The sequence below is a fragment of the Thiorhodospira sibirica ATCC 700588 genome (assembly GCF_000227725.2).
Taxonomy (GTDB): Bacteria; Pseudomonadota; Gammaproteobacteria; order Ectothiorhodospirales; family Ectothiorhodospiraceae; genus Thiorhodospira; species Thiorhodospira sibirica.
The window spans coordinates 671,618-695,539 of sequence record NZ_MU255056.1 but is presented as its reverse complement, the minus strand read 5'-3'; the positions used below and the strand labels follow the sequence as shown (position 1 = coordinate 695,539).

The window sequence follows — 23,922 nt, the reverse complement described above, 5'->3', positions numbered from 1 at the left end:
TTGGCCCTGCTGTGTTGGGGCCTTGCGCTGGCCGATGGTCGCACTCTGCCGATTCATATTCAGGCCGATAGCGCGGTGTTTAATGATCAGACCGGGATCAGTGTGTACAGCGGCCATGTGCGCATTGCTCAGGGTGAAACCGTGATTACGGCGGCCAAGGTCACCGTACATGCCCCCAATCGTCGCGTTGAGCGTCTGGAGGCGGAGGGTTCGCCGGTGCATTTACGCAGCGTGGGTAAGGATGGCCGTGAACTCAACGCCGAGGCGCGCAAGATGCGCTATTTTGTCCGGGAGCGCCGTGCTGAGTTGCTGGAACAGGCGCGTCTTTGGCAGGGTGAGGATGAGTTTCGCGGGAATCGCATTGTGTATGATCTGGCGCGGGAAACCCTGGATGCCGCCGGCAGTGGCCAAGGCTCGCGGGTGGAGGTGATTCTCTCGCCGCAGACACAAGAGCAGGCGGGCCAGCCATGAGCGTGCTTAGCGCCACCGATCTGGTGAAACGCTATAAGGGCCGCACGCCGGTCAACGGGGTATCTTTACGCGTACACAGCGGCGAGGTGGTGGGGCTGCTGGGTCCCAATGGGGCCGGCAAGACCACCTGCTTTTATATGGTGGTGGGGCTGGTGCCCTGCGATGGCGGCCAGATTGCGCTCAATGAGCGCGACATCACGCGCCTGCCGATGCACGCCCGTGCGGCGCTGGGCGTGGGCTATCTGCCGCAGGAAGCCTCGGTATTTCGCAAACTATCCGTGGCGGATAACCTGCTGGCGGTGCTGGAGATGCGGCGTGATCTGAACAAGGTCCAGCGCCGCGATAAAATGGCCGCCTTGCTGGAGGAGTTTCAGATCAGCCATCTGCACGATGTTCTGGGCCTGAGTCTGTCGGGGGGAGAACGGCGGCGGGTGGAAATTGCCCGTGCGCTGGCCTTTGAGCCCGCCTTTATCTTGCTTGATGAGCCCTTTGCCGGGGTCGATCCCTTGTCAGTGATGGAAATTCAGCGCATCATCCGCCAACTGATGGCGCGCAATATTGGCGTGTTGATCACCGATCACAGCGTGCGTGAAACCCTGGGGATTTGCTCGCGGGCCTATATCCTCAGCGAAGGGCGGGTGATTGCAGAAGGGCTGCCCGAGGCCATCGTCCAGGACCCTCACACCCGGCGTGTCTATCTGGGGGAGCATTTCAGCCTGTGAACGCCGGGCATCGTCAACACAGGGAATCTCCCATTTCATGCAATCTCGATTATAATTTCAAAAATATGTCACACTTGATTGCTCATCCATCGACCAACCGCTGCCGCCCTTGGCCGTATCCAAAGGCCCCTTGGCGTTCGCCGCGTGAGGTGCCTGCGATCTTCTATCCAGCCAGAATGTTGACCCCTGATTTTTGCGCATGTTAAAGCCTACCGTTCAACTGCGTTTAGGACAAACGCTGACCATGACCCCGCAGTTGCAGCAAGCGATTCGCCTGTTGCAGCTTTCCACCCTGGAATTGCAGGCGCAGATTCAGGAAACCCTGGAAAGTAACCCCATGCTGGAAATGGCCGAGGAGGCCGAAAACGAAGGCGTGCATCATGACGAGGATCTGGACGAATTTGTGCAGACTCAGGCCACGCTGGAGGCCCACGAAAACAAGCGTGATGACTTTGCCGAGGCGGATAACTTTGAGGGTCTGGCCGGAGCGCCAGAGCCGTTGTCCAAGGAAAAAGCCGATGAGGTAATTCCCGAGGAATTGCCGGTCGATAGCAACTGGGATGATATTTATGATCTGGCTCCGCCGAGTGCGGGTAATCCCGAGATGGACGGACGCGATATCTATGAAAATCACAGCAGTGGCGAGGACACGCTGACCGAGCATCTGTTATGGCAGATGCATTTAAGCCAGCTCACCGAGCGGGATCGCCTGATTGCCCATGCGCTGATTGATTCAATCAATGAAGACGGTTATCTGGGCGATAGCCTGGAGAACATCCACGCCGGTCTGATGCAGAGCCTGGAGGATCTGGAGCTTGATGAGCTGGAGGCCATGTTGCGTTGGGTGCAACAGCTCGATCCGGTCGGTGTGGGGGCGCGTAATCTGGCCGAGTGTCTGGCGCTGCAATTGGCGCAACGCGGCCCGCAAACCCCCGGTCTTGCCCTGGCGCAGCGGCTGGTCAAAGATCATCTGGATCAACTCGGAGCGCGTGATTTCAAGGGCCTGTTCAAGGCGCTGGGCGTTGATGAACCGACCTTGCAGCAGGCGATTGATCTGATCCAGACCCTCAACCCCCGCCCCGGTGGGATCTTAAGCACCTCGCAGGCGGAATATGTGGTGCCCGATGTGTTTGTGCGGCGCAAGGAAGGCTACTGGCAGGTGGAGCTCAATCCCGATATTGCCCCGCGCCTGCGCATCAACAGCCTGTATGCCAGTCTGGTTCGCCGCGCCGATAACAGTGAGGACAACAATTACCTGCGCAACAGCCTGCAAGAAGCGCGCTGGTTCATCAAAAGCCTGCAGAGCCGCAACGAAACCCTGCTCAAGGTGGCCACCGCCATTGTCGAACATCAGCGCGGTTTTCTGGAACATGGCGATGAGGCGATGAAGCCGCTGGTGTTGCGCGATATTGCTGAACAGCTGGAAATGCACGAATCGACCATCTCGCGGGTGACCACGCAAAAATACATGCATACGCCCAAAGGGGTGTTTGAGTTTAAATATTTCTTCTCCAGTCATGTCGGTACAGCGGATGGCGGCGAATGTTCGGCCACCGCCATTCGTGCCATGATCAAAAAACTCATTGCCGAGGAACCCCCAGGCAAGCCGATGAGTGATAAAAAAATTGCCGCCATTTTGGTGGATCGCGGCATTCATGTGGCCCGGCGCACCGTGGCAAAATATCGGGAGGCGCTGTCTATTCCGCCTTCCAATGAGCGCAAACGCCTTGCCTGAGCGTTGTTTCGTGGCAACACCGTTCAGGTGTCGCCTGCGGGAGCGCCGAGCACGCGCTTGGCATCCGTGAAGATGTCGCCACTGTGCCGCTATCGCTACAGGGCATTTGTGTTATCCTTCGCCATTTTTTCGATAAAAACCATCCTTCACTGGATTTTTCAGGAGTTACCTTTATGCATATCAATCTCACCGGACATCATGTCGATCTGACGCCTGCGCTGCGCAATTACGTCCATGAAAAATTCGAGCGCCTGGAGCGTCACTTCGATAATGTGATTGATGTTCATGTGATTCTGACCGTGGAAAAGCTCGAACAAAAGGCTGAGGCCAAGATGCAGATGAGCGGGAATAACATCTTTGCCGATGCGGTGAGCCAGGATATGTATGCCGCCATTGATGCGCTGGTGGATAAACTCGACCGCCAGGTGGTCAAGCACAAAGAAAAGCTCAAAGATCATCACCGTGGCGCCAGCTCGCATCGCAACCACGAAATTGATGCCGATTGATGTGCCCAAACCGGTTAGCCTGAATCGGTGGGCACGGTACTGATTCAGTCCTGCCAACGATGCTGCGGCTACTGGTGATGACCATATTAAGCGGAGGAACGCGCCCGCCCTTGCTGTGTTAGGGAGCGGGCGCCGATATCAGATGAACATAGCCGATCTGCTTACGCCTGAACGGGTGCGCTGCATCCCCGAAGTCAGCAGTAAAAAACGCGCCATTGAACTGCTTAGCGATATGCTCAGCGCCGATCTGCCCTTGCTGGCAGAGGGTGAAATCTTTGATGCACTGATTGCGCGTGAGCGCCTGGGCAGTACCGGATTAGGTCATGGTGTGGCCATTCCCCACGGACGGCTTGCGGGGATTAACGAGGCCTGCGCAGCCTTGTTAAAATTGGATCAGGGGGTGGATTACGATGCCCCGGATCGCGAACCCGTGGATATCCTGTTCGCCCTGATTGTCCCGGCCCAGTCCACCGATGAGCATCTGCGCATTCTGGCCACCCTGGCACGCATGTTTTCCGAAACCGATGCCTTGGCGCAATTGCGCAGTACCACGGGAACCAGTGCCCTGCTCAAGCTCTTTCAGGGCTGGGAAATTGCGCATGATTAAATGCGGCACCTGTGCGCAGACCTTGCGGTGACGGTGCCTTGCGCATCCTGAGCGCACATCCCCACTCAACTATAGCTACCTTGAAGGATTTGCAATGTCCCGATCGCACGATCTTTTTGAACACGCCAAGCAGCGCATTCCCGGCGGCGTCAATTCCCCGGTACGGGCCTTTAAAGGCGTTGGCGGTGATCCCATTTTTATCAGTCGCGCTGAACAGGCTTATCTCTACGATGCCGATGGCCGACGCTATATCGACTATGTAGGCTCCTGGGGGCCGATGATTGCCGGTCATGCCAACCCGGAAGTGCTGGCCGCCGTGTGCGAAGCTGCGGTGAACGGCCTGTCTTTTGGGGCGCCGACCGAGATTGAGATCACCATGGCCGAGCGGGTCTGTGAGCTGGTGCCGTCGATAGAGATGGTGCGCATGGTCAGCTCCGGCACCGAGGCCACCATGAGCGCGATTCGTCTGGCACGGGGCTTTACCGGGCGCGATAAAATCGTCAAATTTGAAGGTTGCTATCACGGCCACGGGGATTCCCTGCTGGTCAAGGCCGGTTCCGGCGCCCTGACCTTTGGCGTACCCAGCTCGCCGGGAGTGCCTGCCGATCTGGCCCAGCATACCCTCACCCTGACCTATAACGATCTGGGCGAGGTCAAGGAAACCTTTGCCCAAAAAGGCCGCGAAATCGCCTGCATCATCGTTGAACCGGTGGCGGGGAATATGAACTGCATCCCCCCCAAGCCCGGTTTCCTCGAAGGTCTGCGTGAGTTGTGTGATGAACACGGTGCCTTACTGATTTTTGATGAGGTCATGACCGGTTTTCGCGTGGCCCTGGGTGGCGCGCAGGGCCTGTATGGCATCACCCCCGATCTGACCACCCTGGGCAAGGTCATCGGTGGCGGAATGCCGGTCGGGGCCTTTGGCGGACGCCGCGATGTGATGGAAAAACTCTCCCCGCTGGGTCCGGTGTATCAGGCGGGTACCCTCTCGGGCAACCCGATTGCCATGGCAGCGGGCCTGAAGATGCTGGAAATCCTCTCGCGTCCCGGTTTTTATGAGCGCGTCACCGCCAAGACCGAGCAACTGATGCAGGGCCTGCAGTCCCGCGCCGATACCGCCAACATCCCCATGACCACCAATCAGGTCGGCAGCATGTTTGGCATTTTCTTCACCGACCAGCCTCGCGTCAGCAGCTTCTACCAAGTGACCCAATGCAACCTGGAGCGCTTCCGCCAATTCTTTCACAAGATGCTGGAACATGGCGTTTATCTGGCCCCGTCTGCCTATGAGGCCGGCTTTATGTCCGACAGTCACACGGATGAAGATATTCAGGCCACCCTGGATGCCGCCGCCAAGGTTTTTGCTGAACTGAGCTAAACCGAACGTGGAGTATTTTGCAGCCTATGTGCTGCTGGGAGCCTTTACCGGAGTCATCGCCGGCATGCTGGGTGTCGGCGGTGGCTTGATCATTGTGCCCGTGCTGGTCTGGCTCTTTACCCTGCAACAGCTCAACCCTGCCATCATCACCCATCTGGCCATCGGCACCTCCCTGGCCACCATCATTCCCACCGCGATGGCCGCCACCCTGGCGCATCACCGTCATGGCGCGGTGCGCATTGATCTGCTCGCCTACCTGATGCCCGCCGCCCTGCTGGGGGCCTTACTCGGCGCGGCCCTGGCCGAATTTCTGGGAGGGCTTTTGTTGCGGCGTGTCTTTGGCATCTTTGAGCTGCTGATCGCCGTGTATCTGCTGCTCAACCTCAAGCCACCGCAGCGCCCGGCAACACCGCATCCCGGCTGGCTGAGCAGCGGCGGGGCCGGCATTGGCACGATATCGGCGTTGCTGGGCATTGGCGGGGGCACGCTGATGGTCCCATTGCTGAGCTGGTACGGCGTCACCTTACGCCATGCCATCGGCACCGCCTCCGCGCTGGGATTGCCGATTGCCCTGGGGGGAGTGATCGGTTTTATCTGGCATGGCTGGAATAACCCCGACTTACCAGCGGGGAGCAGCGGCTATGTGCTGTGGAGTGCGTTTGTCGGTATCGCCCTGGCCAGTTTCTTTACCGCCCGTCTGGGCGCCTGGCTGACTCACCGCCTGCCAATCCCGCTGATCCGCACCCTGTTTGCCGCCCTGCTCAGTGTACTGGGTCTGAAAATGCTGTTTTTTTAATGGAACCCCGCCGAATTATTGGGAATTTGCGCGGCAGTTTGAAGGAATTTAAGCAAATTGGTATGATTAACTGTCACGAGGAAAGGGATATCACGACCCTTTAAATGTTTGCTCGGTAGTCGCTGGTCGCTCCTGTCAGGCAACGAGGCCTGCAAGCGCCTTGGGTTTTGCGGTGTATGCAAAGCTCAATACATCGCCGCCGGGTTAATCCCTGGTTTTATCTAGCATGTTGGCGCTTGGTCACAAGGGACAATCCTCATAACCCAGGAAAGGCCTAGGGATGATAACCGCCCTTAGCTTCGGAGCCGTACCCACATGTCTTTGGATCCCTCCGGTTTTCTTTTCCATTTCCGCCGTGACCCCGATTCCCTACGTATGACGTTTGCTTGTTGCGTGATGCGTAACCCAGCGGTCATCGCTTAAAAACGAATAAGATATATCTATATGTCTTTAAGCGATATTTTACATGATCTTTTCCTGCAGCCTTGGGTAGACGCCATGATGTGCCTTTGGTATCCGTTTTTTGCATCCATCTTTCTGCGTTGGGGGGCTGTTCCTACGCGGCCTGTCAGCATGGCGACGACTAGAGGGGCAGCAGGTTTTTTTCGAGACATCACTCATGAAAAGAATTTTAATCAATGCCACGCAGCCCGAAGAGTTGCGTGTGGCGATGGTCGATGGCCAAAAGCTTTACGACATCGATATCGAAACGCCCTCCCGCGAACAAAAAAAGGCCAATATTTACAAGGGGATCATTACCCGGGTCGAACCCAGCCTGGAGGCCGCCTTTATCAATTATGGCAGCGAGCGCCATGGGTTTTTGCCACTCAAAGAGATTTCCCCGGAATATCTTGGGGAGGATGAACATGGCAATTTAGGACGCGCCAAATCCGTGATCAAGGAAGGCATGGAGGTCTTGGTACAGGTCGAAAAAGAAGAACGGGGCAATAAAGGCGCGGCGCTGACCACCTTTATCAGCCTGGCCGGCCGCTATCTGGTCTTGATGCCCAATAACCCCCGCGCCGGTGGCGTATCGCGGCGCATTGAGGGCGAAGAGCGCAGCGAGATCCGCGAAATTTTAAGCCAGTTGCAGGTTCCGGCAGGCATGGGCGTGATTGCGCGCACCGCCGGGGTCGGACGCACCTTTGAGGAACTGAGCTGGGATCTGGAATACCTCAAAACCCTGTGGGAATCCATTGTGCAGGCCTCGCAAGGCCGTAAGGCACCCTTTTTGGTCTATCAGGAAAGCAACGTCATCATCCGTGCCCTGCGGGATCACCTGCGCAATGACATCGGCGAGATTGTGGTCGATGATCCGGCGGTATATGCCCAGGCGCAGAAGTTCATGCAGCAGGTCATGCCCAAGACCCTGCGCAAGCTCAAGCTGTATGAAGATCATGTTCCCTTGTTTAACCGTTATCAGATCGAAAGCCAGATCGAAGCCGCCTTCGAGCGGGTCATCTCGCTACCCTCCGGCGGTTCGGTGGTCTTTGATCACACCGAAGCATTGATTTCCATTGATGTCAACTCGGCCCGGGCGACACGCGGCAGCGATATTGAAGAAACCGCGCTGACGACTAATCTGGAAGCCGCCGACGAAATCGCCCGCCAGCTGCGACTGCGCGATTTGGGCGGGCTGATCATCATTGATTTCATCGACATGAGCGCGACGCGCAATCAGCGCGAAGTGGAAAGTCGGCTGCGCGCCGCGCTGGAAATGGATCGTGCCAGGGTTCAAGTCGGGCGTATTTCCCGCTTTGGCCTTCTGGAGATGTCGCGCCAGCGGCTGCGGCCTTCGCTGGGAGAATCCAGTCAGATCGTGTGCCCGCGTTGCAGCGGGCATGGACATATTCGCAGTGTCGAGTCGCTTTCTTTGTCCGTGTTGCGGCTAATTGAGGAAGAGGCGATGAAGGCCAAAACCGAGCGCGTGGTGGCGCAGTTGCCGGTGGATGTGGCGACCTTTTTGCTCAATGAAAAGCGCGAGGTGATCACGGTACTGGAAGCGCGCCATCAGGTCTCCATTCTGTTGGTGCCCAATCCCACCCTGGTCACGCCGCATTACAGCCTGAAACGGGTACGCAACGATACGCTGAGTGAAGACGAGCAAAGCCAGCCAAGCTATGCCTTGCTCAACGAGGAAACCGTAGATACGCCTGCCGCGACCAGCAACACCAATACCCGTCGCCCGGCGCTGGAACGCGCTGCGGTGCAAAGTGTTTTACCCGCCACGCCGGCACCGACGGTGGATAAACAGCGCCCGGATAACCCGCGCTCAGGGCTGCTCAAGCGCGTATTGCAAAGCCTGTTTTCCCGGCGCAGCAACGTCAGCGTCGAAAAACCCGCCGCCAAGACACCAGGGCGCGTCCCCGGCAGTCTGCGCAGTAACACGAGCCGACTGCGCCCGGACACTGATGCAGCAGACACGACCAGCAACTCCACTGCCTCAGCCCCGCGTGAACGCCTGCCCCGGCGCACCACCACGCTGCGCAGTCGGCGTGTGCAAAGCTCTGAAGGTCTGCGTGAGTATCCCCCGCGTAATGGCAACGGCAACGGCAACACGAGCAAGCCAGACAACGGTGAAACGCGGATCTCCCGGCCCGTGCGTTCCACCGAGGTACCCTTGCCACCTATCACTTTTATGGCAAACTTTGAGGAATAGCTGAACTGAGGTCATAGGGGTGAGCATGGGAAGTGTCAAACGCTTGGCAGAAGAAGTGGCCCGAGGACTGCGCGAAGCGCATCCAGGGTTGCGTAAGACGGTGGTCGACAAACTGGCGCTGGCCGTTGGAGCGATGCTGGAGGGGCAAACGCCGAACACGGCGGAGTTGGCCAACCTGCTGCCACTGGAGACGCCGCGGCAAGACATGCGCGAGCAGTGGTTGAGGCGGTTGCTGAAGAATCGGCTGATCGATTCGGCGACGATCTTGGAGCCCTGGGCACGTTCGGAGCTGGCCAAGGCGGCCAGTGGCGATCAAACGGTGTTGTTGAGTCTGGATCAAAGCGACCTGGGAGATCGAATGGCGGTGCTGATGGTGGCGCTGCGCGTGGGTGATCGGGCGTTACCCCTAGCCTGGTGCGCCGAGGAGGGGGCGGCCAATCTCGGCTGGGAGGCGCAACGGGGGCTGTTGGAGCGGGTTCGCTCTTGGGTACCGCCCGGGGTGGCGGTGTTGCTCTGCGCCGATCGGTTCTATCCCAGCGTGGCGCTGTTGGAGTGGCTCCAGGCCCAGGGCTGGAGCTACCGGCTGCGGCTCAAAGGCAACCTGCGCGTCGACAGTGGGCAGAGCGAGGAGACGACCACCGGGGCACTGGCCCAAGGCGTGCGCGAGCGCTATCTCACCGAGGTCGGCCTGTTTGCCTGCGGGGTGCGAACCCATCTCGGGATCCTGCACGACCCCGGGCATCCACAGCCCTGGATCATCGCAATGGACGCCCTGCCCACACGCACGCGCGTTCTGGATTATGCCGCACGCTGGTGCATCGAGCCGATGTTCTCGGACCTCAAGAGCCGGGGCTTCAACCTCCAGCACTCCCAACTCCAGCACGCCGACCGTCTGGAGCGCCTTGTCCTGATCATGGCCCTGGCCATGTATTGGTGCGTGCGTGCGGGGCGCGCCGAGGCACTCGCCTCCCCAACACCCCTTGAAAAAAACTCCAGACCCAACACGACCCTGAGCATTGGACCTTCAAAAAAGCCTCCCGCAGCCTGCTGTCCTGGTTTAAACGCGGTCTGCGCTATCTACAGCGCTGTCTCCAAAACAACAGCCCGTTACCCGCTTTTTATGCCCGCGAGTAACTGATAGGTGGTAAGCCGAGGTACCACCACAGCTTGACAGCAATGGCAGCAGCGATACCACGCCTCAGCGCCCCCGTACCCCACGGCGTACCACGCGTGGTAAACGCCGCTCCACGCCGCGCAATACCGATGGCAGCCGCAGTCTGCATGAGCAAGGGGATACTGGCACGGATGCCAACCCGGCCTTGCAGGATGCGTCAGGCAGTGACTCGCGTGACAATAGCCCATCCTTAGCGGAGCCACGCCGCCCTAACACCTTGCGCCGCAGTCGCTCCTTGCGGCCTAATGCAGAGCAGACTTCTAAAGCCCCAGAGGATGCCGCACCGACGAACGCAGAACACGGGCCCGCGCAAACCGATACCCCGGTGCGTACTGAGGCACGTACTGAGGAATCCGCGCCCGCGCAAGCCCTCAAGGCCCTGCCCTCCCCGGCAGAGATTGGCCCGCCCTTGCCCGCGCCCAGTCATAACACCGACCCGCAGCCTTAAAAAGGCTTAAACCCTGTGGCTGTCCCCGTCATCTGGCGGGGCGCAGCCGCAGCGCGGTTTATCAACATTGCACACCATACGCCATCCATGCCGATCCGTCTGTTGCCGTCCCACCTGATCAATCAAATTGCCGCCGGTGAGGTGATTGAACGCCCGGCTTCGGTGCTTAAGGAATTGCTGGAAAACAGTCTGGATGCCCAGGCGCAGCATATCCAGATTGAGCTGGAAAACGCCGGGATCAAGCGCCTGTTGGTGCGTGATGATGGTCAGGGAATTGCCCCGGACGAGCTGAGCCTTGCACTGGCGCGTCATGCCACCAGCAAGATTGCCAGCCTGGATGATCTGGAGCGCGTCACTAGCCTGGGATTTCGTGGGGAGGCCTTGCCCAGCATTGCCTCGGTGTCGCGGATGCGGCTGAGCTCGACCCAGGCCGGCAACGCCCACGGCTTTAGCATTCAGGTCGATGGCGGGGACATCACCCAGGCCTTGCAACCCACGCCGCATCCCCAAGGCACCAGCATTGAAGTCTGTGACCTGTTTTTCAATACCCCGGCGCGGCGGAAATTCCTGCGCACCGAACGCACCGAATTCAGCCACCTGCAGGAATTGGCCATCCGACTCGCCTTATCACGCTTTCATGTGGGGGTGCAGATGACGCATAACCAGCGTCGCCTGTTCCATCTGCCACCAGCGACCACGCCAGAGCACATGGAGCGGCGCGTCGGCGAGTTATGCGGCGAGACCTTTGTGCAGCAGGCGATGTTTATTGAGCAAAGGGTCGGGGATGTCAGGCTATGGGGCTGGCTGGGCTTGCCGAGTTATCAACGGCGGCAGGCCGACCTGCAGTATTTTTATGTCAATGGGCGCAGCGTGCGGGATCGCACCCTGACCCATGCGCTCCGCCAAGCCTATCAGGATGTCTTGCACCAGCAACGCCAGGCCGCCTGTGTGCTTTATCTCGAACTGGACCCGATGGAAGTGGATGTTAACGCCCATCCCGCCAAGCACGAGGTACGCTTTCGCAATGCCCGGCAAATCCATGAATTTGTCCGGCACACCGTAGAACAATCCCTGGCCCGCTTGCATCAAAATGCCGGCCAGATGCCGCCTGCGGCACCGTCTGATACCCCACCTCACCCCGCTGCACCGACCTCGCGCCCGGTCACATCGCCCGTCGCACCGCCACAGCAAAACACATTACATCTGCATGCGGCATTGCTCCCGGCCTATGCCGAGCTTTATCGCCCGCTGCGCACTGCCCCTGAGAGCACCAGCCCCAGCACCGCACTCTCTTCCCAGGTCAGTGAATCCGTGACGCATGACTCGGCAGCGGTGGATCTGGGGCAAGCGCTCGCCCAGCTACACGGCGTCTATATTCTGGCGCAAAATGCCCACGGCCTGGTCATTGTCGATATGCACGCGGCACACGAGCGCATCACCTACGAACGCCTCAAGCAGGCCCATGCCAATCGTGCCATCACCGCCCAGCAGCTCCTCTTGCCGGTGAGCGTGCCACTGGGCCCGCGTGAACTGGAAGGACTGCAACAGCACCGCGAGCACCTCAATGCCTTAGGCTTTGAGGTGGATCAAAGCAGCCCCGACAGTGCCTGCATCCGCGCCCTGCCCAGCCTGCTGGCACACGCTGACGCCGCCACCTTGCTGCGCGATGTGCTCTCGGAACTGCTCGCCCATGGTCACTCGCAGCGCATCGAAGAAGCCATAAACGCCATCCTCGCCACCATGGCCTGTCACGGCGCTGTCCGCGCCCAGCGCCAACTGACCCTGCGCGAAATGAATGCCCTGCTGCGCGACATGGAAAACACCCCCCGCGCCAATCAATGCAATCACGGTCGCCCCACCTGGATTCAACTCAGCCTGCCCGAACTCGACCGCCTGTTTTTGCGCGGACGTTAATGGCGGCAGCGTTTAGCCGTCGCTTTTTTGCAGCAGCATCGGGAAAAGGCCGCCACGTTTTTATGCAAAGCCGGTGCTCCGCGCTTCCCGGTGCAGGGCTGCGCTTTGCAATTCTCCGTGATGTGCATAAGCTATGCCGAATCCTGCGCCAGTGGGTAAATTGCTTCGTAAATTTTGAGGGGTTTTCATGTCGCACAGCCAATCCATTTTGATTGTTGATGATCAGCTCGACAATCTGAAGCTATTGTCTGATGTGCTCAGGCCGCTGTATCGGGTGCAGGCGGTGACCCGTGGTGCGCAGGCGCTGGGGTTGCTGGCGCAGGGTGCCCCGCCGGACTTGCTGTTGCTGGATATCATGATGCCGGAGATGGATGGCTATACGCTGTGCCAGCGGATCAAGGCATGTTCTGCAACGGCAGATATCCCGATCATTTTTCTCACGGCCAAGACCGATAGCGATAGCGAAATCCGTGGGTTTGCGGTGGGGGCGGTGGATTATGTGACCAAGCCGATCCATCCTCCGGCCTTGCTCGCCCGCGTGGCGGCGCATCTGGCCTTGGCGGCGCAACGCAAAAAACTTTCCGCAGAGCGCGATGAAATCCAGCGCCTGGTACAAAAACTCACCCATGAGATTGCCGAACGTGAGCGCGCTGAGGCGCAGTTGCGTATTCTGGCCAAAGCGGTTGAACAGGCCCCGGCTTCGATAGTGATTACGGATCGTGATGGCACAATCACCTATGTCAATCCCTATTTTTCACAGATTACCGGGTACACGCAGGAAGAAGCCATCGGCCAGAATCCTCGGGTATTGAAATCCGACCAACAGGAGAAAGCGCTGTATCAACATCTGTGGGAGACGATCACCCAAGGCCAGATCTGGCGCGGTGAGCTGATCAATCAAAATAAAGCGGGCAGCTTGTTCTACGAATCGGTGGCGATTTCGCCGATTCTCGATGATCAGGGCCAGATCACCCATTATGTTGCTGTCAAGGAAGATATCGGTGATCGCAAAGAGCTGGAACGGATCAAGGAAGACGTTGAGCACATCATGCGTCATGATCTCAAATCACTGCTCAATCCGGTGATTGGCTTCCCGGATTTGTTGTTGCTGGATGATAATCTAAGCACAGAACAGCGCGAGGCGCTCACCCTGATCCGCGAATCCGGGCAAAAGATGCACAATATGATCAATCTGTCGCTGGATCTGTTCAAAATGGAAACGGGCCAATATCACTACGAGGCTCAGACGGTCAATTTAATCGTGATATTACATGAGTTGCAAGGCATTGCAGCGACCCAGATGCAAAGCAAAAACCTGCAGCTACAGATGTGCTTGAATGGCGAGGTGCTGGCCCCCGAAACCATGCTGTTGGTTCGTGCGGATGCGCGTTTGCTGTTTTCGCTATTGGCAAACCTGCTGACAAATGCGGTGGAGGCCTCGCCACATGGCGCAAACATTGTCATTGAGTTGACCACCCCCGGCCCGGTGGTGCTGGCATTACGTAATCAAGGCACTGTGCCTGAGCGCATACGCCAGCATTTTTTTGCAAAATACTGCACCTACGGTAAACGCAGTGGCACCGGTCTGGGGACCTATTCTGCCAAACTGCTGGCCGACACCATGGGCATGGATTTGCGCATGGAAACCTCCGATACAGAGAACAACACCTGCATCTATCTGACCCTGTCGGTGGCGCAGTGAATCTGCAGGCGGCACGAGCGACGCCCCAATGCTGGGCGCTTTTTTGGCTGATGCTGATACTGCTCATTCCACTAAACGGTGCCGCCTCCAGCATTGCCCTCACGCCCGAGGAACAGGCCTGGCTGCAGGCCAATCCCGAGATCCGTTTAGGCATCGGGGATTGGTTTCCGTCGGTCATTGTGCTCAAGAATGATTATGTCGTTGGCATTGAGCCGGACATCATGGCGCGTATTCAGGCACTGACCGGGGCAAGAATTCAACTTGAAGTCGGCGATTGGGCAGAGATGGTCCAGCGTGCCGAGCGCGGGGAATTGCACGGCTTGGCGAATTCGATTGCCCATCCTGAGCGTGCCCAACGCTTTTTATTTACCCGTAGCCTGTATTCCGTTTGGTATTATCTGTTTGTGCGCACCGCTGATACTGCACAGATCCAGCGCATGGAGGATTTGGCCGGTCAATCCGTGGGATTTTTGGTCGGTAATCTCGGTGAGCAAAAAACCCTTCAACGTTGGCCACAGATTCATGCAACCCCCCTCGCCTCGTCTACGGAGATGCTTGCCCAACTGCTTGATGGGCAGATTGATGCCTTCGTCAGTCCTTTGAATACCTTGCAGTTGTTGCGCGAACAAGCTTTGATGAATGACATCAAAATCGCTTTTGCAATTCCGGAGACGGAAGCGCCATTGGTGTATTCCATTGGGCGTGAATATCCTGAATTACATAGCATTATCAATAAAGCCCTGGCGGCCATTGATTTCTCCGAGGTGCAGGCGATTATGCAAGGCTGGGGGATCATCATTCAATCCGATAGTAAAGTTGCCACCGGCATGGTATTGAGCGAGGAAGAACGCCGCTGGCTGGCCAAACACCCGGTGATTCGCGTCGGGGTTGATCCTGACTGGTATCCTTTGGAATTTGTCGATGATCAGGGTCGCCACGCGGGAATTTCTGCAGATTATCTGGCGCTGCTTGAGTCGCTGTTAGGGGTTCGGTTTGAAGTCACGACGGATCTCTCATGGACCGAGGTGATGCGCAAAATCAAGGCGCGTGAACTTGACATGCTGGCGATGGCAGCACAAACCCCTGAGCGGGATCAGTATCTCAATTTTACCCGCCCCTATATTCGTTCGCCGATGGTCATCGTCACCCGGCTGGATGTGGATTATTTGCCCGATCCTTCATGGCTGCGCGGTCAAACAGTCGCCGTTGTCGGCGCTTATGAATGGCTTCGGCACTCCTATCCTGAACTGGATGTGCAGGTGGTGGATACCACGAGCGAAGGGCTGGAGCAGGTTGCCACCGGGCATTCTTTTGCGCTGGTGGACAATCTGGCCTCAGTGAGTTTTTTGATCCGGGAGCGTGGCCTGTCAAATCTCAAGGTATCCGGTCAATTACCGATGGCCTTTGATCTGGCGCTGGCATCGCGCAATGATTGGCCACTGTTGCACGGTATTTTGGAAAAAGCCCTGGACGCCATTCCGCAGACTGAAAAAGACACGATTTATCATCGCTGGATTCACTTGCGCTATGACATACAGATTGATTATCAATGGCTGTGGAAGGTCTTGGTAGGCGCGGGGCTTTTGTTATTCGCCATTTTGCTGTGGAATTACAGTCTCCAGCGCCAAATCAGCAAGCGGCGACGCGCCGAAGGACAGTTACAGGAAGCCAGCGAGCGGCTGCGCTCGGTGCTGGCCTCCATTGATGATCTGGTCTTTGTGCTGGATACCAAACAACGCTTTATTGATTGCTATTACTCGGATGTAAGCCGTTTGCTGATGCCACCGGCACAGTTTCTGGGCAAGTCCTGTGAGGAGGTGTTTTCAGCAGAGATCTCAGCACAACTTAAGCAGGCCATTCACTTTGCCACGTACAACGGTGCCCAGCAATTCGAATATCCGTTGGTGATGGCCCAGGAAACACGCTGGTGGAATGCCAGTGTTTCGGCACGCTATGATGCCGAGAATCATGTGGTCGGCAGCACGGTCGTGGTGCGCGACATCACCGCCCGTAAACAGGCAGAAATGGCCCTGCAACAAACAAAAGAAGCAGCAGAGATCGCCAATCAGGCCAAAAGTGCCTTTCTGGCCAATATGAGCCATGAAATCCGCACCCCGATGAATGCCGTGCTGGGAATGCTCTATCTGGCGCTGGAAACACATTTAAATCCGCGCCAGCGCGGCTATCTTGAACAGGCGCAGCGCTCCGCCAATGCCCTGCTGGGCCTGCTCAATGATATTCTGGATTTCTCCAAGGTCGAAGCCGGGCAGCTTAAACTTGAACACATCCCTTTCAAGCTGTCTGCGGTGCTCGGTGATGTGGAGACCATGCTGGGTAACCAGGCGCGAGACAAAGGGCTTGACTTTCATGTGCAGCGTGATGCCCAAGTCCCGGATGTCTTGCTGGGCGACCCCTTGCGGCTGGGGCAAATTTTCATCAATCTGACCAACAACGCCGTCAAATTCACCGAACAGGGACGCATCGACCTCAGTGTCCACCTGGAGGGTTTTACCCATTGTGGCGCGGTGGTGCGGGTGCATTTTGTGGTACGCGATACCGGGATTGGCATGGAGAAGTCGCAGCTTGCCCAACTGTTTACGCCGTTTCATCAGGCGGATAGCTCAATGACTCGCCGTTATGGGGGAACCGGGCTGGGGCTGTCGATTTGCAAGCGCTTGGTTGAGCTGATGCAGGGCAGCATTGAGGTCAGCAGTCAACCACAACAGGGCAGCGCTTTTTTCCTGACGCTCCCCTTTGCCGTGGCAACAGACACGCATTCCCCAGACATACGCGCACCGTCCAGCGCACCACGTCCCAGCGCGCTCAGTGGGCGACGGATATTGCTTGTCGAGGATAATGAGGTTAATCAAATTGTTATCCTTCGCGTGCTTGAGCAAGCGGGAATGATGGTGAGCATTGCTGAACATGGCATGGCGGCCCTGGCACACATTGAGGTCCAAGGTGTGCATGGCTGGGATTTGATCTTGATGGATATTCAGATGCCGGAATTGGATGGTCTGGAAACCACCCGACGCATCCGTGCCCGCCCGGACGGAGCCTGGATTCCAATCATCGGCCTGAGTGCTCATGCCCGCGAAGACAATATCCATGACGCCCTGCTGGCTGGCATGAATACGCACCTGGCCAAGCCCATTGACCCGCCTTTATTACTGGCGGAAATAGCCCGCTGGTTGACCCCGACCGCTATGCCGGCCCAACCCCCCAAAGCGGCACCGCTCGCCTCATCGACAAACACCCCGACCGTCCTTGACCCGGCCATGCGTCGGTGGCTGAGTAGACAACTGGAGGTGCTTTATACCCTCGCCAGCACCTGCGACACCGCACTGGAAGACCACTTCACCGCCCACCGTGCAAACCTTGAAACCCAGCTCCCCAGCGACGACATCGTCACCCTGGCACGCCACATCGACCGCTATCAATTCACACAGGCCGCTGCTTTACTGGATCAATGGCGCACCCGCCTGCAGGTTGAGGGCACGGAATAACTTCCGTCTGCGAGTATCCAGCAGCGGGAGAGCAGCGCGAAAAACTCTGTCCAAATTAAGATGAAAGTATTCACCTTCTTTCTGCTGATTCTGGCGGTGCTGATCACCCTGCTGCGCGTGGCCTTGCCGTGGATGAGTCAAAATCCACAGATGGCAGGCGCACTGGCTCAAATCTTATCCGAGGCCAGTGACGCCCAGGTAGAGGTGGCGCAGCTAAACGCAAGCTGGTGGGGCTTCTGGCCACGCATTCAGATGTCTGATATCCGCATACAGCGGGTACAACACCCCCATGCGCAGGCGGTGATTGAGCATGTCACGCTATGGCTTGACCCCGTACAAAGTCTGCGCAGCGGGCGCTGGCAGGTACGTCATATCCGTCTGCATGGGGCGGATATTCAGCTGGGCATAGCTGCGATGGATGGCATTGATCCCCCCGTCCTTGATCCGCTGCCCCCTATTCCGATGGCCCTGCTGGAACGATTCAGTCGGGTTGCATGGGATTTGCGGGATGTGCATCTACAGCTTTCCGGCTGGCCAGGCGTGCATCTGCCGCAGCTGCATGGACGCCTGCATCGGGGAAAACTCCAGCTTGGTGCAGACCTGGCACTGTTAAGCCAGCCGAAACAAACGCTGCATCTGGCGCTTGAGGGCTTTTTTGATTCGCAAGGTGTCTGGCATGGGCGTGGGTATTTGCATACTCCGGCGTTGCACACAGACAGCCTGCACGCGCTGGCGGCCATCGCTGATGGCTGGTCTGCCCTGGGCACGGTGCAAACGGATGCGCTGCATCTGTGGGCGGAATGGCAGGCCGGATACCTGCAGCAATGGCAGGCGCAGGTGGCAGCCTTGCATCTGGCACCGCAAGGCGATCTGCCGGGTATCGGGGCGCTGGATTTGCAGCTGCACGGCACGCCGGATGCCATACAGATTGCCGTGGAGGCGCAACAGACTCACCTCGCATTGCCAATGCTAGCTGATCCGGTGGCGATCCAGCAGCTATCCGCGCTGCTGACATTGCGCCAGCAGGGCGGCCAGTGGCTGGTGCAGGCCGAGCAGCTGCGTGTGGAGAATGCCGACATCGGCCTGAGCGGGCAATTTTTGCTGAGTCTGGGGACGCGCACCTATCTCGATCTGGCGGTGCAGTTTTATCAGGGCAACGGCAGCCGCGTGGCGGTTTATCTACCCGAGGCACATCTGTCTCCGGCAACCTACCAATGGTTATGTGACAGCATCATTGACGCCGATATTCGCACCGGTGAACTGCTGTGGAGCGGCTATGTGGACGCCTTTCCTTTTGCCGCTGGGGAGGGTTTGTTTCAGGTGCGGGCAGACATTGCGCAGGGCATTCTGGACTATCAGCCCGGTTGGCCCCGCATTGAACAACTCTCCGGGGAGCTGATTTTCCAAAACAGCAGCCTGTTTGCGCGAGGGGTTCAAGGCGTTGTGCAGGGTCTGCGCATCACCGATGGCGCGGTGCTCATTAAAGACCTGGAACAAGCGCAACTGGAAATTCGCGCCGATCTGAGCGGTCCGGCAACGGCTATGCAGGAGTATCTGCAACAGGCGGCGCTGCTGGAAGCACTCAGGCCCTTGATGCTGCAAGGCCCCGCCCAGCTCGCCTTGGCCTTGCAGTGGCCGCTGGAGGAAGACATTGACAGTCTGCGCCTGCAGGGGCGTTTGCAGTTGCCGGGCAATCCGCTGCGCTGGGGGGAGGTACCGCTGACCTTTGAGGCACTGCAAGGGACGGTGTTTTTTGATGAACAAAGCGCCCACGGTCGCAGACTCAGCGCCCAGCTTCACGGTCAGCCCGCCGTGCTTGATCTGGCCGTAGATGCCAGCCAAGGTGTGCAGCTTAAACTCTTTAGCCGCCAAGACCCAGCCGTCTGGCTGAACACCTCCGAGATGAGGCCGTTGGTCGAGCGGATTCAAGGGCTTGCGGATTGGCAGGCCGATTTGCTGTGGATGCCAGATGGTACGGGCCATCTCACCCTGCGTTCTGATTTGCAGGGCGTCAGCGTTGATCTGCCGGCGCCTTTGCACAAAGCTGCCAAAGAGGCTGCACAGTTCAAGCTGCAACTGCCCTTGGACATCGCGCCCGGAGCGATCGTGGAGCTTGACTATGCGCCGCAGATGGCCGCCCGGCTGGCCTTTGATCATGCGGGGCAGATACCCCACCTCCAGCTGCATTTTGGCGCGGGCGCTCAAACCATGCGCAACCTCTCGGGGATTGTGCTTTCCGGCGTACTCACCGCGCTGGATCTGGATGGCTGGCAACAGCTGCTGGAGGCATTCACCACGGACACGGCACGGCCGGAGAATCCGCTGCAAACGGTACAACAGCTGCGTGATGTGGATCTGGTGATTGAGCAACTGCACTGGCGCGGTGGTACCGTGGAGGATATTCAATTACAGACACTGCGCCAGGACAGCCCGCAGGCCGCATGGCAGATGGAAATTGCCTCGCCATTATTGACCGGCCGACTGAGCCTTCCGGCACAGAGACATGCGGAGTCGGCCTTGATATTGCAGGCGGCCTGGCTGGATTTAAATCAATGGAAAGCGCCTCACGGCGCGCCGCTTAACACATCCGTCCGCCTCGATCCGCGCCAATTGCCCGCGCTGCATCTGCACGCGGAGTATGTGTTGCTCGATACGCTGCAATGGGAGGATGTGCGCCTGGTCACGCAAACGCTGCGCGACGGCCTGCACCTTGAGGAATTTGCCTTTGGTTTTGCGCCCGGCCAGAGTCGGGTTCAGATGTCCGGGGAATGGCGCGTATTGGCTGATGATCGCCATCACAGCAGCGGGCGCGGGCGTCTGGAAACTGCTGACCTGGGGCAAAGTCTGAGTAAGGCAGGCTTTGCGCACAGCTTTGATCGGGGGAGCGGCGAGATTGAATTACGCCTGAGCTGGCCCGATGCCCCCACGCATTTCACCTGGGAAGGTCTGCAAGGCTATGGGCGGATTCAATTGCGCGATGGGGCCTTGAAACAGGTCGAACCGGGGGCCGGGCGTCTGCTGGGCCTGTTCAGCCTGCAACTGATTCCGCGCCGCCTGGCGCTGGATTTTCGTGATCTGTTCAATCGGGGCTTTAGCTTTGACCGGATTCAGGGCGATTTTGTATTGGCGGGGAGCGATCTGTATACCGCCGGTCTAAAGGTGCAAGGACCGGTGGCTCAGCTTCGCATCGAAGGGCGTACCGGCATCGTGGCGCAAGATTATGATCAAAGTATCTCGGTGACGCCCAATGTCACCGCCTCCCTGCCTCTGGCGACAGCGCTGCTGGGTGGGCCGGTCGCCGGTTTGACCGTGTTTGTGTTTGATCAGGTGGCCGGTCTGGGCGAGCGCATTGATGAAGTGGCCCGCGTGGATTACCGACTCACCGGTGCCTGGGATAACCCCATCATCCAGGCCAAGGGCTGGCGCGCTAGACGAGAGCAAAAAAAAGACTCATTATTGGCACCGTCTGATTTTAATTATCAACCCTGATAAGCTTATAAGGAAACTGCATGACCATTGTTGCCGCCATTCAAATGGCCTCCGGACCCTATGTTCAAGCCAATTTGCTGGAAACAGGCCGTTTGATCAGCAAAGCAGCCGATGCCGGCGCACGCCTTGTGGTTTTACCCGAAAACTTTGCCCTGATGGGTCTGTCTGAGCATGATAAAGTCAAGGTGCGCGAGGCTGACGGCAGTGGCCTGATGCAGGATTTTCTCGCCCACAAGGCACAGCAGCATGGCATCTGGCTGGTGGGCGGCACGGTTCCTTTGGCCTGTCCAGATCCCAATAAGGTCTTTGCCAGTTGTCTGGTCTATGACGATCAGGGCAAGCGGGTCGCCCGCTATGATAAAATTCACCTCTTTGATGTGGACCTGCCCGACACCGGCGAACGCTACACGGAATCTGAAACCATTGCCCACGGCGATGAGGTGGTGGTGCTGGATACGCCCTTTGGGCGTCTGGGATTGGCGGTGTGCTACGATCTGCGCTTTCCGGAGCTATTTCGCGGCATGCTGGATCGTGCGGTAGACATCATCACCCTGCCGGCGGCCTTCACCGCCATTACCGGCAAGGCGCACTGGGAGCCCCTGATCCGTGCGCGTGCCATTGAAAATCAGGTCTATCTGATCAGTGCGGCCCAAGGGGGCTATCATGTCAATGGACGCGAGACGCACGGCGAAAGCATGATCGTTGACCCGTGGGGCACGGTGCTTGACCGCCTGGCACGCGGCTCCGGGATCATCACCGCTACCCTTGATCGGGAACGTCAGGCACAGGTCCGACGCACCTTTCCTGTCAATAGCCATCGCCGTCTTATCTGCGCCATTCCCTAGCATCTGCGCCATACAGCGGATACGCAAGCAGTTACAAACCCTTTCGCGCTACAGATGCACGACTCCATCCCCAGCTACAGGAACCCAAACGCTTATGACTCATCCCCTTGATTTTGCCCGTCAATGTTTTCTGGAGCCCGTCGGGCTGGCAGAAAAAGATCTGGAGCAGACCTTAGGCAGTCTGCTCGGTCATGGCATTGATCGTGGCGATATTTATTTTCAACTCCAGCGCAGCGAATCCTGGTCACTGGAAGATAGTCTCGTCAAAGACGCCAGTTACAACATCGACCGGGGTGTCGGGATACGCGCCATCAGTGGCGAAAAAACCGGCTTTGCCTATACTGACGACATCAGTCTGCCGGCCTTGCACACCGCGACCAAAGCCGCCCGGGCGATTGCCAAACAAGGCCAGGATAGGCAGCTGCAAATCCCGCGCAAACAAAACGGCCATCATATCTACGCCCCGCTTGATCCCCTCGAAAGCCTGTGCGAGCAAGACAAGATCGACCTGCTGCAAAAGCTTGACAGCGAGGCCCGCCGCCTTGACCCGCGCATCACCCAGGTGATGGTCAGCATGGCCGGGGTGCACGAGGTCATCATGGTGGCAAACAGCGACGGCACCCTGGCTGGTGATATACGGCCCTTGGTGCGTCTGAACGTCCATGTGATCGCCGAACAGGGAACGCGGCGCGAGCAAGGCTCAGCCGGCGGCGGCGCCCGTACCGGCTATGGCTTTTTCATCGAAGAAGACCGCGCCTTGGGCTATGTGCGCGAGGCCGTGCGTCAGGCGCTGTTAAATCTTGAGGCCGTAGATGCCCCGGCAGGCAGCATGACCGTCGTCCTGGGGCCGGGCTGGCCGGGCGTTTTGCTGCACGAAGCGGTCGGACATGGCCTGGAGGGCGACTTTAACCGCAAAGGCACCTCGGCCTTTAGCCAGCGTATGGGGCAACAGGTCGCCGCCAAAGGCGTCACAGTCGTGGATGATGGAACCCTGTCGGGCCGACGCGGGTCTTTGAATATTGACGATGAAGGCACCCTCACCCAGCGTACTGTCCTGATCGAAGACGGGATTTTGCGCGGCTACATGCAAGACCGCCTCAATGCCGGGCTGATGGGTGTTGCCGCCACCGGCAACGGACGACGCGAATCCTACGCCCATTTGCCCCTGCCGCGCATGACCAATACCTACATGCTGGCCGGTGAAGAACCTCCGGAAGACATTCTGGCCTCCGTCAAACGCGGACTCTATGCCGTCAACTTTGGCGGTGGGCAGGTGGACATCACCTCCGGCAAATTCGTCTTCTCCGCCTCCGAGGCCTACCTGATTGAAGACGGCAAAATCACCCGCCCGGTCAAAGGCGCTACCTTGATCGGCAACGGCCCCGAGGTCATGCAGCGCATCAGCCGCATCGGCAATGACCTGCAACTCGACGAAGGCGTGGGCACCTGCGGCAAGGAAGGCCAATCCCTACCCGTGGGCGTGGGCCAACCGACCCTGCGCATCGACGGCATCACCGTCGGTGGCACCCAGGCCGCATAACCCCGCCGAACCGCTATCTTTATATTTCAGCAAACACAAGCGAGGAACCCGCGATGCAGATTAGCGTAGAAAACATCAAATGCGGCGGCTGCGCCAACAGCATCCGCAAAGCCCTACTGGCCGATGCGCGGGTCAGCGCCGTCGACATCGACATAGACGCCGGCCTGATAGAAATCCAGGCCCCCGACACACTGCGCCCCGAATTGATCAGCAAACTGCAAACCCTCGGCTACCCCGAACGCGGCTCCATCGAAGGCCTCAAAGCCCTACACGCCAAAGCCAAATCCTTTGTCAGCTGCGCCGTTGGGCGGATGGATCAAAACACGAAATAGCCCCTCTTTTAGGTAAGCGCACAGTGACCTGAGTACAGCGGGAGCCGTGCGCTCCCGCATTATGCCACCGGCTGTCCTGATTATCTGAGGCTTAATAG

16 protein-coding genes and 1 pseudogene are annotated in these 23,922 nt (G+C 58.2%); all 17 read left to right on the top strand.

Going from position 1 to position 23,922, the window contains the following annotated elements; genetic code table 11:
• The 17 genes and pseudogenes from lptA (at position 1) to THISIDRAFT_RS03210 (ending at position 23,824) form a co-directional block, all read left to right on the top strand.
• Positions 1-471 (top strand): lipopolysaccharide transport periplasmic protein LptA, encoded by a 471-nt coding sequence (lptA, locus tag THISIDRAFT_RS03290; protein ID WP_246585314.1) that lies wholly within the window; start codon positions 1-3, stop codon positions 469-471.
• Positions 468-1,193: an LPS export ABC transporter ATP-binding protein gene (gene lptB / locus THISIDRAFT_RS03285; RefSeq protein ID WP_006788370.1), complete on the top strand. Its 726-nt coding sequence runs from the start codon at positions 468-470 to the stop codon at positions 1,191-1,193. Before lptA ends, lptB begins: the two co-directional genes overlap by 4 nt.
• 199 nt (positions 1,194-1,392) lie before the next feature.
• Entirely contained in the window at positions 1,393-2,928 is a 1,536-nt protein-coding gene (locus THISIDRAFT_RS03280) for an RNA polymerase factor sigma-54 (protein ID WP_040853014.1), read from the top strand.
• A gap of 173 nt (positions 2,929-3,101) precedes the next feature.
• Positions 3,102-3,434, top strand: coding sequence for a ribosome hibernation-promoting factor, HPF/YfiA family (gene hpf, locus THISIDRAFT_RS03275; protein WP_006788368.1), 333 nt, complete (start codon positions 3,102-3,104; stop codon positions 3,432-3,434).
• A gap of 142 nt (positions 3,435-3,576) precedes the next feature.
• On the top strand, positions 3,577-4,041 hold the full coding sequence (locus THISIDRAFT_RS03270) for a PTS sugar transporter subunit IIA (RefSeq protein ID WP_006788367.1): 465 nt from the start codon (positions 3,577-3,579) through the stop codon (positions 4,039-4,041).
• Between the two features lie 94 nt (positions 4,042-4,135).
• Positions 4,136-5,419: a glutamate-1-semialdehyde 2,1-aminomutase gene (gene hemL / locus THISIDRAFT_RS03265; protein WP_006788366.1), complete on the top strand. Its 1,284-nt coding sequence runs from the start codon at positions 4,136-4,138 to the stop codon at positions 5,417-5,419.
• 7 nt (positions 5,420-5,426) lie between these two features.
• Positions 5,427-6,215: a sulfite exporter TauE/SafE family protein gene (locus THISIDRAFT_RS03260; protein WP_006788365.1), complete on the top strand. Its 789-nt coding sequence runs from the start codon at positions 5,427-5,429 to the stop codon at positions 6,213-6,215.
• A gap of 619 nt (positions 6,216-6,834) precedes the next feature.
• Positions 6,835-8,484, top strand: a pseudogene (locus tag THISIDRAFT_RS03255) (Rne/Rng family ribonuclease); the annotation flags it as partial.
• A gap of 433 nt (positions 8,485-8,917) precedes the next feature.
• A complete protein-coding gene (locus THISIDRAFT_RS03250; protein WP_246585313.1) occupies positions 8,918-10,012 on the top strand; it encodes a transposase in 1,095 nt (364 codons plus the stop codon).
• Between the two features lie 271 nt (positions 10,013-10,283).
• The gene (locus THISIDRAFT_RS03245; RefSeq protein WP_139064040.1) at positions 10,284-10,496 is read left to right on the top strand and encodes a hypothetical protein; all 213 of its coding nucleotides are present in this window, start codon (positions 10,284-10,286) and stop codon (positions 10,494-10,496) included.
• 15 nt (positions 10,497-10,511) lie between these two features.
• Positions 10,512-12,410, top strand: a complete 1,899-nt coding sequence (gene mutL / locus THISIDRAFT_RS03240; RefSeq protein ID WP_336245394.1) for a DNA mismatch repair endonuclease MutL — start codon at positions 10,512-10,514, stop codon at positions 12,408-12,410.
• A 187-nt stretch (positions 12,411-12,597) separates the two neighbouring features.
• Positions 12,598-14,112, top strand: coding sequence for a response regulator (locus tag THISIDRAFT_RS03235; protein WP_006787834.1), 1,515 nt, complete (start codon positions 12,598-12,600; stop codon positions 14,110-14,112).
• Between the two features lie 50 nt (positions 14,113-14,162).
• On the top strand, positions 14,163-17,618 hold the full coding sequence (locus tag THISIDRAFT_RS03230; protein WP_139064039.1) for a transporter substrate-binding domain-containing protein: 3,456 nt from the start codon (positions 14,163-14,165) through the stop codon (positions 17,616-17,618).
• A gap of 60 nt (positions 17,619-17,678) precedes the next feature.
• Positions 17,679-21,107, top strand: a complete 3,429-nt coding sequence (locus THISIDRAFT_RS03225) for a YhdP family protein (protein WP_006787832.1) — start codon at positions 17,679-17,681, stop codon at positions 21,105-21,107.
• A 20-nt stretch (positions 21,108-21,127) separates the two neighbouring features.
• Positions 21,128-21,952: a carbon-nitrogen hydrolase family protein gene (locus THISIDRAFT_RS03220; protein ID WP_006787831.1), complete on the top strand. Its 825-nt coding sequence runs from the start codon at positions 21,128-21,130 to the stop codon at positions 21,950-21,952.
• Positions 21,953-22,046: 94 nt separating this feature from the next.
• Positions 22,047-23,492, top strand: coding sequence for a metalloprotease TldD (tldD, locus tag THISIDRAFT_RS03215; protein ID WP_006787830.1), 1,446 nt, complete (start codon positions 22,047-22,049; stop codon positions 23,490-23,492).
• Positions 23,493-23,545: 53 nt separating this feature from the next.
• Complete coding sequence (locus tag THISIDRAFT_RS03210) at positions 23,546-23,824, top strand: heavy-metal-associated domain-containing protein (protein ID WP_006787829.1); 279 nt, start codon at positions 23,546-23,548, stop codon at positions 23,822-23,824.
• Positions 23,825-23,922 lie beyond the last annotated feature (98 nt).